Annotated in this window: 15 protein-coding genes; 3 read left to right on the top strand and 12 right to left on the bottom strand. The window is 71.8% G+C overall.

Annotation, left to right across the window (positions count from 1 at the left end):
* Positions 1–13 precede the first annotated feature (13 nt).
* Complete coding sequence (locus tag CW359_RS13125) at positions 14–1,423, top strand: phytoene desaturase family protein (RefSeq protein WP_105970191.1); 1,410 nt, start codon at positions 14–16, stop codon at positions 1,421–1,423.
* Complete coding sequence (locus tag CW359_RS13130) at positions 1,420–1,932, top strand: O-acetyl-ADP-ribose deacetylase (protein WP_105970073.1); 513 nt, start codon at positions 1,420–1,422, stop codon at positions 1,930–1,932. Before CW359_RS13125 ends, CW359_RS13130 begins: the two co-directional genes overlap by 4 nt.
* A gap of 78 nt (positions 1,933–2,010) precedes the next feature.
* Here CW359_RS13130 and CW359_RS13135 read toward each other — a convergent pair whose 3' ends face one another.
* The 10 genes from CW359_RS13135 to CW359_RS13175 form a co-directional block, all read right to left on the bottom strand.
* A complete protein-coding gene (locus tag CW359_RS13135; protein WP_105970074.1) occupies positions 2,011–2,805 on the bottom strand; it encodes a class I SAM-dependent methyltransferase in 795 nt (264 codons plus the stop codon).
* Complete coding sequence (locus CW359_RS13140; RefSeq protein ID WP_105970075.1) at positions 2,802–2,993, bottom strand: hypothetical protein; 192 nt, start codon at positions 2,991–2,993, stop codon at positions 2,802–2,804. The genes CW359_RS13135 and CW359_RS13140 overlap by 4 nt, the downstream gene beginning before the upstream one ends.
* A gap of 44 nt (positions 2,994–3,037) precedes the next feature.
* The gene (locus CW359_RS13145; protein WP_232838386.1) at positions 3,038–4,738 is read right to left on the bottom strand and encodes an ABC transporter ATP-binding protein; all 1,701 of its coding nucleotides are present in this window, start codon (positions 4,736–4,738) and stop codon (positions 3,038–3,040) included.
* Between the two features lie 131 nt (positions 4,739–4,869).
* Positions 4,870–4,995 (bottom strand): hypothetical protein, encoded by a 126-nt coding sequence (locus CW359_RS47095; RefSeq protein ID WP_269805588.1) that lies wholly within the window; start codon positions 4,993–4,995, stop codon positions 4,870–4,872.
* A gap of 5 nt (positions 4,996–5,000) precedes the next feature.
* On the bottom strand, positions 5,001–5,666 hold the full coding sequence (locus tag CW359_RS13150; RefSeq protein WP_105970076.1) for a hypothetical protein: 666 nt from the start codon (positions 5,664–5,666) through the stop codon (positions 5,001–5,003).
* A complete protein-coding gene (locus tag CW359_RS13155; protein WP_408647478.1) occupies positions 5,663–7,477 on the bottom strand; it encodes an alpha/beta fold hydrolase in 1,815 nt (604 codons plus the stop codon). The genes CW359_RS13150 and CW359_RS13155 overlap by 4 nt, the downstream gene beginning before the upstream one ends.
* 222 nt (positions 7,478–7,699) lie before the next feature.
* On the bottom strand, positions 7,700–7,990 hold the full coding sequence (locus CW359_RS13160; RefSeq protein WP_232838376.1) for a hypothetical protein: 291 nt from the start codon (positions 7,988–7,990) through the stop codon (positions 7,700–7,702).
* Between the two features lie 215 nt (positions 7,991–8,205).
* On the bottom strand, positions 8,206–9,618 hold the full coding sequence (locus CW359_RS13165; protein WP_105970078.1) for a phytoene desaturase family protein: 1,413 nt from the start codon (positions 9,616–9,618) through the stop codon (positions 8,206–8,208).
* 301 nt (positions 9,619–9,919) lie between these two features.
* Positions 9,920–11,260, bottom strand: a complete 1,341-nt coding sequence (locus tag CW359_RS13170) for a sensor histidine kinase (protein WP_232838377.1) — start codon at positions 11,258–11,260, stop codon at positions 9,920–9,922.
* 128 nt (positions 11,261–11,388) lie between these two features.
* A complete protein-coding gene (locus CW359_RS13175; protein ID WP_232838378.1) occupies positions 11,389–12,066 on the bottom strand; it encodes a response regulator in 678 nt (225 codons plus the stop codon).
* A gap of 198 nt (positions 12,067–12,264) precedes the next feature.
* Between CW359_RS13175 and CW359_RS13180 the strand changes: the two genes are divergently transcribed.
* Complete coding sequence (locus tag CW359_RS13180; RefSeq protein WP_105970079.1) at positions 12,265–12,618, top strand: response regulator transcription factor; 354 nt, start codon at positions 12,265–12,267, stop codon at positions 12,616–12,618.
* A gap of 28 nt (positions 12,619–12,646) precedes the next feature.
* Here the strand turns inward: CW359_RS13180 and CW359_RS13185 are convergent, their stop codons facing one another.
* Positions 12,647–13,465 (bottom strand): SDR family NAD(P)-dependent oxidoreductase, encoded by an 819-nt coding sequence (locus CW359_RS13185; protein WP_105970080.1) that lies wholly within the window; start codon positions 13,463–13,465, stop codon positions 12,647–12,649.
* A gap of 141 nt (positions 13,466–13,606) precedes the next feature.
* A complete protein-coding gene (locus CW359_RS13190) occupies positions 13,607–14,461 on the bottom strand; it encodes an SDR family oxidoreductase (protein WP_105970081.1) in 855 nt (284 codons plus the stop codon).
* Positions 14,462–14,510 lie beyond the last annotated feature (49 nt).

Below are 14,510 nucleotides of genomic sequence, written 5' to 3' on the forward strand. Positions count from 1 at the left end.
GAAGGTGCCGTCGATGCTCGATGCGGTCGTGGTGGGGGCGGGGCCCAACGGGCTGACGGCCGCCGTGGAGCTGGCCCGGCGCGGCTTCTCCGTGGCCGTCTTCGAGGCGCGCGACACCGTCGGCGGCGGCGCCCGCACCGAGGAGCTGACCCTGCCCGGCTTCCGGCACGACCCGTGCTCCGCCGCGCACCCCCTCGGCGTCAACTCCCCGGCGTTCAGGGCGATGCCGCTGACCAGGTACGGACTGGAGTGGCTGCACGCCGACCTGCCCATGGCCCACCCCTTCCCGGACGGCACGGCGGCGGTGCTGGCCCGTTCCGTGGCCGAGACGGCGGCCTCCTTCGGACCGCGCGACGCGGGGACGTACCGCAGGCTCGTCGAGCCGTTCCTCAGCAGGTGGGACACCCTGGCCCACGACTTCATGTCCCTGCCCCTGACCGCACTGCCCCGCGACCCGGTCACCCTCGCCCGCTTCGGCCTGGCCGGCCTGCCGCCCTCGACCTGGCTCATGCGCCGCTTCCGCGACGAACGGGCAAAGGCCCTGTTCGCAGGCCTGGTCGGCCATGTCATGGCCCCCCTCGACGGCATCGCCACCAGCGCCGTCGGCCTGGTCTTCGCCCTCGCGGCACACGCGCGCGGCTGGCCCGTCGCACGCGGCGGCTCCCAGTCGATCTCCGACGCCCTCACCGCGTATCTGACCGACCTCGGCGGCACCGTCCACACCGGATACGAGGTCAAGCGGCTGGACGATCTGCCACCCGCACGTGCGTACGTCTTCGACACCTCACCCACCGCACTGGCCCGGATCGCGGGCTTCGGCGGCCACTACGAGCGGTATCGCTACGGCGCCGGCGTCTTCAAGATCGACTACGCGCTGGACGGCCCCGTGCCCTGGCGGGCGCCGGAGGCACGCACCGCGACCACCGTCCAGGTCGCCGCGAGCAGCGCCGAGATCGGCACCGCCCTGCGCGCCGCCTCCCGCGAGAACCGGGCACCCGACACCCCCTTCCTCATCACCGTCCAGCCCAGCGTCGTCGACCCCTCCCGGGCCCCCGAGGGCAAGCAGGTCTTCTGGGCCTACGGCCATGTCCCGAACGGCTGGACGGGCGACCTCACCGACGCCGTCGAGCGTCAACTGGAGCGCTTCGCCCCCGGGTTCCGCGACCGCGTCCTCGCCCGCGCCACCGCGGGACCGCCCCAACTGGCGGCCCGCAACGCCAACTACGTCGGCGGCGACATCGGCACCGGCGCGGCCGACGGCCTCCAGCTGCTGCTGCGCCCCCGGCTCACCCTGCACCCCTACGCCACTCCGCACCCGGCCGTCTTCATCTGCTCGTCGGCGACCCCGCCGGGCCCGGGTGTGCACGGCATGTCGGGACACAACGCGGCGAAAGCCGTCTGGAGAAGGCTGAGACAGTCATGACCGCCATCACGCTTGTCAAGGGCGACATCACCCGACAGAGTGCCGACGCGATCGTCAACGCGGCGAACTCCTCACTCCTGGGTGGCGGCGGAGTCGACGGGGCCATCCACCGCAGGGGCGGCCCCGAGATCCTCGCCGCCTGCCGGGCCCTGCGCGCCGGTCACTACGGCAAGGGCCTGGCGACGGGAAAGGCGGTCGCCACGACCGCCGGTGAACTGGACGCGAGGTGGGTGATCCACACGGTCGGTCCGGTCTTCGGCGGCGACTCTGCGGACCGCTCCGGCCAACTCGCCTCCTGCTACCGGGAGTCCCTGCGCGTCGCCGACGAACTGGGCGCCCGTACGGTCGCGTTCCCCGCCATCTCCACCGGCGTCTACCGCTGGCCGCTGGAGGACGCGGCACGCATCGCGGTGACGGCGGTACGGGAGGCGGAGACCGACGTGGAAGAGGTGCGGTTCGTACTCTTCGACGAACACGCGTACGACATCTTTGCCGCCCAACTCGGCTGACGGCTCCGGCCGGAGGACCCGCCCGTCGCCACTGCCCGGGACGGGCGGATCCGGTGCGGTCCTGAGCCTCGGGGCCGGCTAGTACGGCTTGACGTACGTGCAGATCGCCAGCGGCGAGTCCGTGTCGTACGGCTCCGCGTCCGCGGGCCAGTCGCCGAAGCGGTGCTCCGGTTCCAGGCCGGCGGCGACGGCGTACGCGTCCAGCTCCTCCGGCGCCGTCAGCCGGGAGATCTCGGTGCCCACGCGCGTGGTGCCGTCGGACTCGTACCAGACGTGGGAGAGGTGCCAGAGCGATCCCTCGGGCAGCAGCACCGAGTGGCTCTGCAGGCCGGTGCCGGGCTCCGGGTACGGCGTGAAGTAGGTGGCACGGGTGAGGCCCTCGTGCAGGGCGAGGACGGCCGCCTTGTTGTGGGTCTCCAGGACGAGCCTGCCGCCGGGTGCCAGCAGGTCGGCGGCGCGGCGCACCGCCTGCCGCTGCTCCTCGGGGGTCAGCAGCATGGAGAGGGTGGCGCAGACGCAGTACACGAGCCCCACGGTGCGGTCGGCGGCGTAGGCGCGGATGTCGGCGTGCACCGGGTCGACGGGAGTGCCGTCGGAGAGGCCGCGGCGCAGGACGTCCAGCATTTCCGGCGAGGAGTCGACGCCGGTGATCCGGCCGACGTGCCGTGACAGGGGGAGCGCGATCCGCCCGTTGCCGACGCCGAACTCGACGGTGCCCGAGGCCGGATCGGGGTGGAGGGCGAGCAGGCGTTCGACCTCGGCGGTGACGGAGGCGTCGTCGGGGAAGAGGCGGTGGTACCAGCCGTCGAACTGCCGGCCGTAGCCGATGTCGTCGATGATGTCCGTAGTCGTCGTGTTGGTGGTCGTGCTCATGGGTGCTGCCTCCGCTTCTTGGCCGGGGTGTTCTTCGGGTGGACGTTCCTTCTTGCCTGCGAACAGGCGCCGAGCAGCACCACCAGCGCGACGCCGATCACGGCGGGGGTGCTGACGGCCCGGGTGGCGATCAGGAAGCCGACGATGCCGAGGGCCACCACGAACGGGACCAGCAGAAAGTCGTTCATCGGGTTCTCCTTTCGGAAGTGCGACTCCGGTCGGGTGCTCCGGATCAGGAAGGCACGTCGCTCAGTTCCTGGAGCCGGGCGAGCCGGCGGTAGAGATCGCTGTGCCGGTGCAACTCGTCGTGCGTGCCGACCGCGTGCACCCGGCCCTGGTCCAGTACGACTATCTGGCGGGCGTCGGTGACGGTGGACAGCCGGTGGGCGATGGCGATGACCGCGCAGAAGTCGGAGATCATCGCGATGCTGTCGCGCAGCGCGTTCTCCGACTCGCTGTCGAGGTTGGCCGTGGCCTCGTCGAGCAGCAGGAACCGGGGCGCCTGCAGCAACGTACGGGCGATGGCGAGGCGTTGCCGCTGACCGCCCGACAACCCGGCGCCCCGGTCGCCGAGTTCGGTGTCGAGCCCGTTCGGCAGCGCGCCGATCACCTCGGTCAGGTTGGCCATGCGCAGCGCCTCGGCGATGTCCTTCTCCCCGGCGTCCGGCGCGCTGTACGTGAGGTTCTCCCGGACGCTGCCCCGCAGCAGGGTGTGGTCCTGGTCGACGTACCCGACGATGGACCGCAGCTGGTTCAGCGGCAGGTCGGTGATGTCCGTACCGTCGATCCGGATCGCCCCGGACACCGGGTCGAAGAGCCGTTCGATGAGCTGGAAGACGGTGCTCTTGCCCGCGCCGGACGGGCCTACGACGGCGGTGAGACCGTTGGCGGGGATCGTGAAGGAGACGTTGTCGAGGACGGTCTTGTCACTGCGGGGGTAGGCGAAGACCACCTCGTCGAAGGCGAGACCGCTGCCGTACGTGGGACTCGCGGGGCGGGTGCCGCGCTTCCGGTCGGCCGGGCCGTCCGCCGCCCGCTCGCCCTCCACCTCGATCATGCCCAGCTCGGCCAGCCGGTCGATCGAGGCCCTGCCGATCTGGAACTGGGCGATCGACGTGAAGAGCGTCAGCAGCGGGGCCACCAGATAGAAGAGGTAGAGGATGAACGCCGTCAGGTCGGCGGCGGTCATCTCGCCCGTCGCCGTACGGGCCGCGCCGAGGGCGATGACGACGGTCAGGGCGAGCTGGGTGCCGATGCTCATCGTGGGGTCGAGCAGCGACGACAGCACCGTCACCTTGATCCCGGACTTGCGGGCCTGCTTGGCGATGTCCGCGATGCCCTCCGCCTCCCGGGCCTCGGCGCGGGACGCCTTGACGGTCGGCATCGCGCCGAGCACCCGCATCAGCGCGGAGCCGAAGTTGCCGGTGTCGGTCTGGTTGGTGATCGACACCTTGCGCACCCCGCGCGCCAGCCACAGCGAGATGACGCTGGTGATGCCGAGACAGCCGACCGTGGCGAGGAGCAGCACCTCGTCGACCCAGGCCATCAGGGCGATCCCGCCGATGACCAGGAAGCCGTTCTGGATGATGCTGTCGATGGCGTGCGTCATCGTGGTGCGGGCGAGGAGGGTGTCGCTGACCATCCGGGCGAACACGTCGCCCTGCTTCCAGCCGCTGTACGCCCGGAACCGGGAGCGCAGCAGCCGGGAGGCGAGGGTGCTGCGGATGTCGTAGACGATGTTCTCGCCGGCCAGGCCGATGACGTAGGAGTGGAGGGCGCCGAGGATCGCGTCGGCGATGAACAGGGCCGCGCCGATCAGGATGGGGACCGTCACCGGGCGTTGCTGCTCGACGGAGGCGACCAGGGAGCCGATGACCGCGGGCTGGGCCAGAGAGGCCGCGGCGCCCACCAGGCCCAGCAGGATGCCGAGCATGATCAGCCTGCGGTGGTGGCCGAGCGCGTGCCACGGCTTGGCGCCCTTGCCCCAGAGCAGGTGCAGATGGAGCTGGGGGACCGCGCGGTGCAGGGCCCGTGCCCTGGTCGGGGAGCGGTTGCCGGGGCGGCTCACTCGGCGTCACTACCCTCCTGCTTGCGGTCGCGGAGGATCTGGACGTACAGCAGGCCGGCCCTGATGAAACCGAAACCGACCAGGGCGAGACCGCTGATGAAGAAGGGGTTGTCGAGGCTCATGGTGGTCAGGCCTTCGCTTCCGTCTTGCCTGGAACAGGGGTCGGGTCCGTCTTGGCGAGGGTGATCGGGGTGATCGGGGTGAGTGGAGTGCTCGGGGCGTGCGGGTCGAGCGGGACGAACGGGGAGACGAACATGAGCTGGGGGCCCTGGCGCAGGTCGTAGCCGGTGCCGGAGGCCAGCGCGAACTGGAAGCCCCTGACGTCCTGTTGCGGGGTGTCCTCGGCCGCGATACGGGTGCGCACGTGCTCGGTGATCAGGCGGTAGCCCGGGGTGTGCGAGGCGGCTGCGAAGCCCTGTTCGAGGCGCGGCAGGATCTCCTGGCAGGCGTCGAAGACGGACTTGTCGGCGCGCCGGGTCGGGAACCAGACCAGGTGCAGGGGCTTGCGGTCCACGATGCCGCTGGCGTCACGCCAGGCGGACGACGTGCCGTCGGCTCCGACCGTGCGGTACAGGAAGTGGTAGTCGAACATGGCCGGATGCGGTGCGAAGAACCGCCAGTTGGGCAGCAGGGAGAAGTGGTCCCTGGCTCGCACGCGGCCGAAGTCGTGGTGCGGGTGCTGGCCGGCGACGGTCAGCAGGAGCAGCGCGGCGCCGGCGATCCGCCAGGGGGCGCCCGCACCGGTCAGGGCGTCCTTCAGCCGCAGCCGCGGCAGGGAGGTCGGGGAGGTCATCGGGCGGCCTCCTTCCTGGTGGCGGGGCGGGTGGGGCGGGGCGCCGGGGCGCGGCGGGCGGGGCCGTCGAAGAACGCGACGATGTGGTCGGTGACCTGGTGCGCGTAGCGGCTGTTGATCAGCATGCTCTCGTGGGTGGCGCCCTCGACGACCACGGTCGCGGTGCGGGCGCCGACATGGGCCGCGGCCAACTCCCGGTGCAGCAGCAGCTGTTCGGGGTTGCGGTCGACGGTCCGCTGGGCGGAGACGACGAGCGCGGGCACGCCCTCGATCCGGGCGAGCGCTCCCTTGAAGGACCTGAAGTCGGCCCGTACGGCCTTCCATTCGCGGCGGGCGGCCTCCCACATCCGGGCGTCCGCGTACTGCGCGAAGACCTTCTTCCGGTAGGCGTACGGCAGTTCGGCGATCCAGCCCGGACGGCTGAGGAGGATTCCGGTGCCCAGCCGCAGCGCCCGGCTCACGGCGGCGAAGTTCCCGGCCAGGCCCTTCTCGTCCGGGCCGAGGCCGCTGGTGAACTGGCCGGGGTGGGAGGAGTCGAGGTAGACGATGCCCTGGAGCCGGTCGCCCAGGTGCCGGGCGGCGCGGCGGGCCAGCTCGCCGCCGATGGAGTGGCCGACGAGGATCACCTTGCGGTGCGGGGCCACGGAGCCGTTCACCAGGTCGACGAGGTCGTGGACGGACTCCGACAGCCGGAAGGAGGTGGCGGCGGCGCGACGGCTGCCCGCGTATCCGGCGCGGGCGTAGGCGATGACCCCGAACCGGGTCTCGTAGCAGAGCTGTTCGGCGATCCAGGCGTAGTGCTCGCTGGTCGACAGCAGACCACTGGCGAGTACGACGACGGGCTGTTCGGGGTCGCCGGGCGCGTACTCCTCGTACTGGAGGCGGTTGCCGTGCCGGGTGGTCAGGGTGCGGGAGGTGTGCCAGCCCTCGGTGGTGCGCAGCCGGCGGCGCACGGCGGTGAGGGCGGCTGCGGCGGTGCCGCCCGCGAGTGCGGCGAGCGCGGCCGGTACGGCACGGTCGTCGCGTGCGGCGGCGGCCGGGTGGGACCTGGGGGCGCTGGTGTAGGCGACCAGGGGGTGGAAGGCGGGGAAGGCGGTCACGAACCTGCCGAGGCCCATGAGGTAGCCGTTGGCCACATGGAACGTGGCGGCGCTCGTGATCATGGAGCGGGTCAGGGTGCCGCCCCGGGCGTAGGCGAGCGGGAAGAGGCACTCCAGGGCCAGTACGCCGTGGGTGAGCGCCTTGGCGGTCCTCGGGTGCTCCTGGGTCCAGCGGAACATGCCGTCGTGGCCGTACGTCCGGGTGCGCATCACTCCGCCGAGGGCGGTCGCGTCGCGCCAGGGTTTGCCGAAGAGCTTGACCCAACCGGACACCGCGTAGGCCAGGTTGGCCTGGAGGGCCGCGTACCAGAGAAGCGCGTCCTTGGCGGCGAGCGAGGGCACCAGCCGGGCGGCGCCGGTGGCCAGCTGCACCAGCGTGGCGACCTGGTCGGAGCCGTCGCCGCCGTAGTGGTGGCGGGGTGAGAGCACGGCGGACGACGCGCCGAGGAACAGGTTGCCCGCGCCCCGCCAGCGGGAGTCGCCGGGCAGCAGCATGCCGACGGCCACGGCGGAGCGGACGGCGTGCAGGGCGGTGGTGGTCCGCACGCCGCTGACGCCGTCGACCAGCCGGCGGGTGAGGGGGCCGGCTCCGGCGAGGTACTGCCGGGCGACCTCCCAGTCGTTCATGCCGCCCTTCTCGATGTCCTTCCGCTGGGTCAGGTACTCCAGCGAGGACTGCAGACTGGACACGGCGGCCAGCCGCTCGGACATGCCGATCGCGCGATCCCGGTCGACCGGAGCCGGTCCGAACACCGCAGAGACGACCCTTCCCGGAATGACGGGAGGAATTTTTCCGCTGAATTTCACGGGCTCCTCTTTCCTGACTTTCGTGTCGTTCGTGGTAACCTTCGTTCGAGCTATTTGCCTCAGGGCACACTGCCGGGCCAGAACACACCTCTGGCCCGGCAGTTCTCATGTGGGTGCCTGATCAGGTCAGACGGTGCCGCCGGCCGCCGCGGCCTGGGCGTTCGCGGCGTTCGCGACGGCCTGGTTGGCGTCCGCGGCGGCCTGGTTCGCCTCGACCGCGCTGGCGGCGCCGACCACCTGGGCGACACCGCCCGCGGCCTGGGCCAGATCCGCCAGTCCGCCCAGCGCGTTGAGGGCGTTGGCGGCGTTCGCCACCCGGCCGATGCGCGGGGTGCCGAGGGTGGGGCGTGCGGACGTGAGGATGACGCCCTCGACGGGGAGGTCCATGCGGTCCATTGCCTTGGCGATGCTGCTCATTCGCTTTTTCCTTTCGGTCCGAGGGCCTGGGAATTTCTTTTTCCCTGCCCTTCGAGAGAAACAGTACGGCGGGCGGTCCGGCCGCCACATCGATAAAAATGCCGATTCCTTGAGTGACCTGGTTCACAGCAATTGGGCGGGCATGGGAAAAGGCCCGGACCGTGTGGTCCGGGCCTTTCAGAAATGCCGGTTCGGCGGTTCGGCGGTTCCGCAGTTCAGCGAAGGCGGCGCAGTGCCGACGCCGCCGCGTTCGCGCCGCACATGCCGTGCGCGCCGGCGCCGGGCGGTGTCGCCGCCGAGCAGATGTACATGCCCGGTACGCCGGTGCTGTACGGGTCGAGCGCGGCACGCGGACGCAGGACGAGCTGGCGGGCGGTGTTCGCCCCGGCGACGACGTCACCGCCCACGTAGTTCGGGTTGTACGACGCGAAGCCGGCCGGGGAGCGGACGGCCAGGTCGAGGACCCGTTCGCGGAAACCGGGGGCGAACCGTTCGATCTGCGCGACGACCGCCTCGGTGGCGTCGCCGTCGTAGCCGTGCGGAACGTGCGCGTACGTCCAGACCGGGTGGACGTCGCCCTTCGAGCGCAGCGGATCGGCCAGGTACTGCTGGCCGACCAGGACGAAGGGCCGCTCCGGCAGCCGACCGGCGTGCACGGCCCGCTCGGCGGCGGCGACCTCCTCGTACCGCCCGCCGAGATGGACCGTACCGGCCCGGCGCGCGGCCTCGTTGGTCCAGGGCACCCCGCCCTGGACGGCGAAGTCGACCTTGAAGGCGCCGGGGCCGTGGCGGTACCGCCGGTAGGCGCGAGCCACCCGCCCCGGCAGCCGGTCGCCCAGGATGTCGGCCACCGCGCGGGGCGCGAGGTCGAAGAGGACCGCGTCGGCCGGGGGCAGGTCGGCGGGGGAGCGTACCCGCACGCCGGTCTCGATCCGGCCGCCGAACTCCGTGAGCAGCGCGGCGAGCGCGTCGCCGATCGCCCGCGAGCCGCCCGCCGCGACGGGCCAGCCGTGCCGGTGACCGGCGGCGATGATCGTCAGGCCGACGGCGGCACTGGCCGGCCGGTGGAACGGGCGGAACGCGTGCGCGGCCACCCCGGCGAAGAGCGCGCGGGCGGTCTCCGACCGCCACAGCCGGGCCACCGCGTCGGCGGGCAGCAGGGCCTGCGGGCCGAACGCGGCCAGCCGCAGGGGATGCCGGGGCAGCTGGGTGAGCGGTCGCATGATGTCCTCGGCGAGCGCGTCGTAGCCCTCCGCGAGCGGCCCGAACACCCGGCGCCACCGGCGCCCGTCGCGCTCGCCGAGGCCGTCGGCGGTCTCTGCGACCGACCGATGCAGCACCCCGGCCGCGCCGGAGTCCAGCGGATGCGCGCAGTCGATCTCCGGCAGACACCACCGCAGCCCGTGCCGGGCCAGGTCGAGGCCGCGCAGGAAGGGCGAGCCGACGGCCATGGGGTGGGTGGCGGAGCAGTGGTCGTGCAGCAGTCCCGGGGTCAGCTCGCTGGTGCGGGTGCCGCCGCCGATGGTGTCGGCGGCCTCCAGCACGGTGACCTCCACACCCTCCCGCGCGAGGAACACGGCAGCCGCGAGCCCGTTCGGACCGCTGCCCACCACAATGGCCGTACTCATACGACTCCTGCGTCTCGTCGGCGAGGGGCGCCGGTCCGCAACAACGGAGGACGGGCGAGCGGCAGGCAACGGGAAAGTGATGGACCGGGCCCCTCGAAAGACCCGGTCCGGGCCGTTTCACCACTCTGCGGGGCTAGGTCTGTCGTCAAATTGACGACAGACCTAGTGAGAACGCCCCGGCGCCTTGGTGCCTCGACGCTAGGCGGCGGGCCTGCCGGGCGCCATTCGCAGAATTGCCTAATTCACGCCCCGACCACCCCCGACCACCCCCGGCGGGCTCGTCGGAGTTCGGCAGGGCGCGTCAGATCGCGTCCCAGTTCATGTCGGGCTCCGGCTCCTTGCGCCCGTTCCGCTTGGCGTGGCGCCCCGAATGCCCACGGGGCGACGGGACTTGGGCGACGGAACGTTCCGTGGCCGGGGGCGCGGCCTCCGTACGTACGGGGAAATGGGCGATGAGCCACCAGCCGCCGTCGTCGGCCGGGCCCGCCGCCAGGGAGCCGCCGACCGCCTCGACCCGCTCACGCAGACCGATCAGCCCGTAGCCGCCATGGCCGCCGGTGGGCCGCGGGGCCTTGCAGGCGGACCCCTCGTTGTACACGTCCACCCGCAGCAGCTCGTCCCGGGTGCGATGCACACGCACCGTCGCCGGAGCACCAGGCGCGTGCCGTCGTACGTTCGTCAGCGCCTCCTGCACCACGCGGTGCACCGCCGAGCCCACCTCGGGCAGCAGGGTGCTGCGCCGGGCGGCGCCGGTGATCTCCAGCTGGGCGGTGGAACCGGCCTGGTCGCCGAACGCCGAGACCAGCTTGGTGAGTTCGGCGTACGGCTCCTCGGGGCGCTCGATCGTGGTCTGCCCGCCCTCCTCGCGCAGTACGCGGATCAGCCGGCGCATGGAGTCCATGGTCCGCTGCCCGGCCTCGGCGATGTTGCCCAGGATCGGGCCGACTTGATGCGGCGAGCTTTCGTGGATCACCCCGGCGGCGTGTGCCTGCGCGATGATGCCCGTCACATGGTGGGCGACGAAGTCGTGCAGTTCCCGGGCGAGTTGGATCCGCTCGGCGAGCCGGATCGCGTCGATCGTACGGCTGCGGCGGGCGTCCAGAGTGCGCAGATAGCAGCCCGCGCCGACCGCGCCGCCGACGGCGAACGTCAGCAGGAAGGGGTACGTCAGGGTGATTCCGGTGCCCCCGGTGCGCAGGGGTTCGTCGATCACGCTGGCCCCCATCGCGGCGGCCAGGGCCAGGGCGGTGCCGGGGCGGTCGACGCTGCGGCAGGTGCGGGCCAGCAGGACCAGCATGCAGGCCGTCTCCAGCAGGCCCCACTCGGGCATGGCCCAGCCCATCAGGCAGGTGGTCAGGGTGACCGTCGTCGAGACGGCCGCCGAGACCCCCGCCCGCCACTCGATGCTCAGCCGTGGGTCGGGCGCGAGCACCAGCGCCAGGGCCAGGGGGCCGGTCACGAGCGGCAGCCAGTCGACGGGGCCGCGCTGCTGCGACCCGATGATCCCCAGGTCGACCAGCCACAGCAGGCCCAGGGCCGGGTACAGGGTGCGGTGGTCGAGCCGTCGTAAGGGCAACCGGCAGGGCCCGGGACGCGGTTGGGTCGCTCGTGCCGAGAGTGCCGCGAGTGACGAAGTTGTCATACAACCGGAGGCTAGGCATGCTCATGTCTCCCTGACAGGCGGTGGATCAATCTGTGGGCAGGGACACAGGGCGGCCACAGGATCTTCACGCACCGGGCCGCGGGCCGGAACCCGTCGGGCGGGAGCCGTCAACGCGCCGTCCGGACAGTCCCGTTGGCCCACGCCCACGCGGCCACCTCGACGCGGTTGCGGACGCCGAGCTTGTGGTGGATATGGCCCAGATGGGTCTTCACGGTCGACAGCGACAGACACAGCTCGTCGCTGATCTCCTGGTTGGTGCGGCCCACCGCGACCAGCCGGGCGACCTCCAACTCCCGCACGCTGAGCGCCGATTCGGACACACCGTGGCCGTTCGCCGGCACCGTCGCCCGCTCCTCCAGCTGCTTCAGCAGCCGGACCGTCACCGCCGGCGAGATCAGGGCGTCGCCGCGCGCCGCCGCCCGTACCGCCTCGACCAGCAGCGCCGGGGTGGCGTCCTTCAGCAGGAAACCGCAAGCTCCGTTGCGCAGCGCGATGTTGAGGTAGTCGTCCTGGTCGAAACTGGTGACCACCACGACCTGGGTCGGGTGCGTCGCCCCGGGGCCGGACAGCAGTCGGGCCACCTCCAGCCCGTCCAGCTTCGGCATCCGGACGTCCACCAGACAGACGTCGGGCCGCAGCGCGCGAGCCAACTCCACGCAGGTGAGGCCGTCGGGGGCCTCTCCGACCACCTCGATGCCCTCCTGGGCGTCGAGGATGAGACGGAAACCGGTCCGGATCAGATCCTGATCGTCGGCGATCAATACACGCGTCGGAGTGCTGCTCACCCGGCCGAGGATGTCATGGAACAGGCGGCCGGTCCGGCGGTCCGCGGAATGCCGGTCTCCGCAGGGGCGGAAGGACCGAGGCCGATCGGCCGATGCCCGCACCCAGGGATCGGTCGAACGGTCGATGCCCGGGGCGCGCGGGTCACGGAAGAGTCACACCGCGCACTCGTCCGAACCCCTCCGACCAAGGCAGGCATCATGGCAGTGGACAGCTCTGACCGACTCAGCGGCCGGGAACTGGAGATCCTCCTCCTGGCGGCGCACGGAATGTCGGACGCGGACATGTCCCACCAGTTGTCGATCTCCCCTCGCACGGTCGCCTCCCACATGCGCAGCATCCGGGAGAAGCTGTGCGCGAAGAACCGCACGCATCTCGTCGCGTTGGCGCTGCGGGCGGGAATCCTCGCGCTGTGGACGGACCGTACGGACCGTACGGACCGTACGGACCGCACGGAGCGTGCCGAACGTGTGGACCGTGCGGAACGTACAGACGAAACGTTCCGCTTGACGGGGCGGCGCGGGGTCCGGGCACAGACCCCCACTGCCGCGTAGGGGGAGAGGCGGGGCCCGTCGGACGCCGTCAGACGCCCGTGAGATTCCGGGAGACGTCGAGGAGGCGCCGCGTGGTCGACGTGTCGAGGTCGATCGGCAGGCGCTGTTCGAAGTCCCCCGGCTTCGGCCAGTACATCGGCGCGGCCCAGTCCTCGCGCAGACAGGCCTCGACGACGTTGTGCGCGCTCTTCTCGACGGAGTCGAAGAAGAGCGGCCCCACGACCTTCGCCGTCGCCCGCACGTACCACGGCGACATCCGCAGGATGTCCGTCCGTACGGCGCCCGCGTTCACCACCCCGGCGCGCAACTGCGGTTCGCCGCGGGTGAGATGGGCGGCGTAGTGGTGGTTGGCGAGCTGGATCGGCTCCCTGTCGTGCCGGAAGTCGAAGGGCTCGAAGGCCGGGAACCTGTCGTACTCCGCCGGTGTGGACGGCGGGACGCTCGCCGTCATCATCACGACGCGGGCCTGTCCGGCGCGGCGCAGCGCGGGCAGCAGGAGTTGCGTGAGGTGGTAGCGGCTCAGGTAGTTGACCGAGAAGAACGGATGCAGCCCGTCCGCCGTACGCAGCTCCTTGAAGGTGAGCACGCCCGTCGAGTGCAGCACCGCGTCGAGCCGGTCGTGCTCCGCGAGCACCCGCCGGGCGGCGTCCCGGACCCCGTCGTGCGTCGACAGCTCGACGGAGTGGAAGGACGCCCGGCCGGCCGCGTCACCGAAGGACGCGAGCGCCGCCTCGCCCTTGCGCCGGTCACGCCCGAGGAGGACGACACAATGGCCACGGTCGAGCAGCTCCCGCGCCGCGCGGAGCCCGATCCCGCTGTTGCCGCCGCTGACGAGGATGGTGCGCATGGGGTTCCTTTGCTGACCGAGGTGACTGAGACGGCCGGTGTGGCTGAGGTGGCTGAGGTGGCGGGGGTCGTGTGCGGGGAGCGCTGGAGGCGACGGCCGCTCCGGCCGACCCGCGCCTCAGCTCCTCGACCCCTCAACTCCTCACCGCTTCAACGCCGCCGCGACCGTCTCGCCGATCTGCGTGGTCGCGCGCCCGATCAGCCGCGACAACTCCCCGCTCGTACCGGCGAGTTCACCCTTGGCGAAGGAAGCGTCCGCGCCCGCCAGGATGGTGGCGTACAGCTCGGGCATCCCCGCGCCGACCAGCAGTTCGGTGTACGCCTCCACGGTGACCGGCGTGTAGACGATCTCCCGGCCGGTCCGCCGCCCCAACTCGGCCGCGAACTCGGGGAAGTTCCAGGCGGTGTCCCCGCCCAGCTCGTACGTCCGGTTCTCGTGCCCGGTGCCGGTCAGCACCGCGACCGCACCGGCCGCGTAGTCGGCGCGGGTCGCGGAGGCGATACGTCCCGTACCTGCGGCGCGCACGAGCACACCCGCCTCGACCACCGTCTCCAGCCGGTCGACGAAGATCTCGCTGTACCAGTTGTTGCGCAGCAGGACATACGGCAGCCCGGACTCCGCCAGCGCCTTCTCCGTCCGGCGATGGGCCTCGGTGAGCGGACTCTCGTGGCCGCCGGCCGCGCTCGTGTACGCGAGCAGCGAGACCCCGGCGGCCCGGGCGGCGTCGATCACGACCCGGTGCTGGGCGGCCCGGTCCGCGGTCATCTCGCTGCTGGATATCAGCAGCACCCTGTCGCCCGCGGCGAAGAGGCCCTCGAAGGTCCCGGGGACGTTGTAGTCGGCGACCGCGATCCGCACGCCGAGGGCCTCGAACCGGGCGCCCTTCTCCTTGCCGCGGACCACGGCGGTGATCCGGTCGGCGGGGACCTTCTCCAGCAGGCCCTCGACGACCAGCCGGCCGAGATTCCCGTTGGCTCCGGTGACGACAATGCTCATGATGCGGACAACTCCTCTTGATCGGCTCTGTCGCCAACCCTAGGAGCTG

The organism is Streptomyces geranii (genome assembly GCF_002954775.1).
Lineage (GTDB): Bacteria > Actinomycetota > Actinomycetes > Streptomycetales > Streptomycetaceae > Streptomyces > Streptomyces geranii.

Excerpts from the sequence above, each read along its gene's own strand:
- CW359_RS13170 (WP_232838377.1), bottom strand. The coding sequence starts at position 11,260 with ATGACAACTTCGTCACTCGCGGCACTCTCGGCACGAGCGACCCAACCG.
- CW359_RS13160 (WP_232838376.1), bottom strand. The coding sequence starts at position 7,990 with ATGAGCAGCATCGCCAAGGCAATGGACCGCATGGACCTCCCCGTCGAG.
- CW359_RS13130 (WP_105970073.1), top strand. The coding sequence starts at position 1,420 with ATGACCGCCATCACGCTTGTCAAGGGCGACATCACCCGACAGAGTGCC.
- CW359_RS13135 (WP_105970074.1), bottom strand. The coding sequence starts at position 2,805 with ATGAGCACGACCACCAACACGACGACTACGGACATCATCGACGACATC.
- CW359_RS47095 (WP_269805588.1), bottom strand. The coding sequence starts at position 4,995 with ATGAGCCTCGACAACCCCTTCTTCATCAGCGGTCTCGCCCTGGTCGGT.
- CW359_RS13125 (WP_105970191.1), top strand. The coding sequence starts at position 14 with ATGCTCGATGCGGTCGTGGTGGGGGCGGGGCCCAACGGGCTGACGGCC.
- CW359_RS13140 (WP_105970075.1), bottom strand. The coding sequence starts at position 2,993 with ATGAACGACTTTCTGCTGGTCCCGTTCGTGGTGGCCCTCGGCATCGTC.
- CW359_RS13155 (WP_408647478.1), bottom strand. The coding sequence starts at position 7,477 with ATGTCCGAGCGGCTGGCCGCCGTGTCCAGTCTGCAGTCCTCGCTGGAG.
- CW359_RS13150 (WP_105970076.1), bottom strand. The coding sequence starts at position 5,666 with ATGACCTCCCCGACCTCCCTGCCGCGGCTGCGGCTGAAGGACGCCCTG.
- CW359_RS13165 (WP_105970078.1), bottom strand. The coding sequence starts at position 9,618 with ATGAGTACGGCCATTGTGGTGGGCAGCGGTCCGAACGGGCTCGCGGCT.
- CW359_RS13185 (WP_105970080.1), bottom strand. The coding sequence starts at position 13,465 with ATGCGCACCATCCTCGTCAGCGGCGGCAACAGCGGGATCGGGCTCCGC.
- CW359_RS13180 (WP_105970079.1), top strand. The coding sequence starts at position 12,265 with ATGGCAGTGGACAGCTCTGACCGACTCAGCGGCCGGGAACTGGAGATC.
- CW359_RS13190 (WP_105970081.1), bottom strand. The coding sequence starts at position 14,461 with ATGAGCATTGTCGTCACCGGAGCCAACGGGAATCTCGGCCGGCTGGTC.
- CW359_RS13145 (WP_232838386.1), bottom strand. The coding sequence starts at position 4,738 with ATGCTCGGCATCCTGCTGGGCCTGGTGGGCGCCGCGGCCTCTCTGGCC.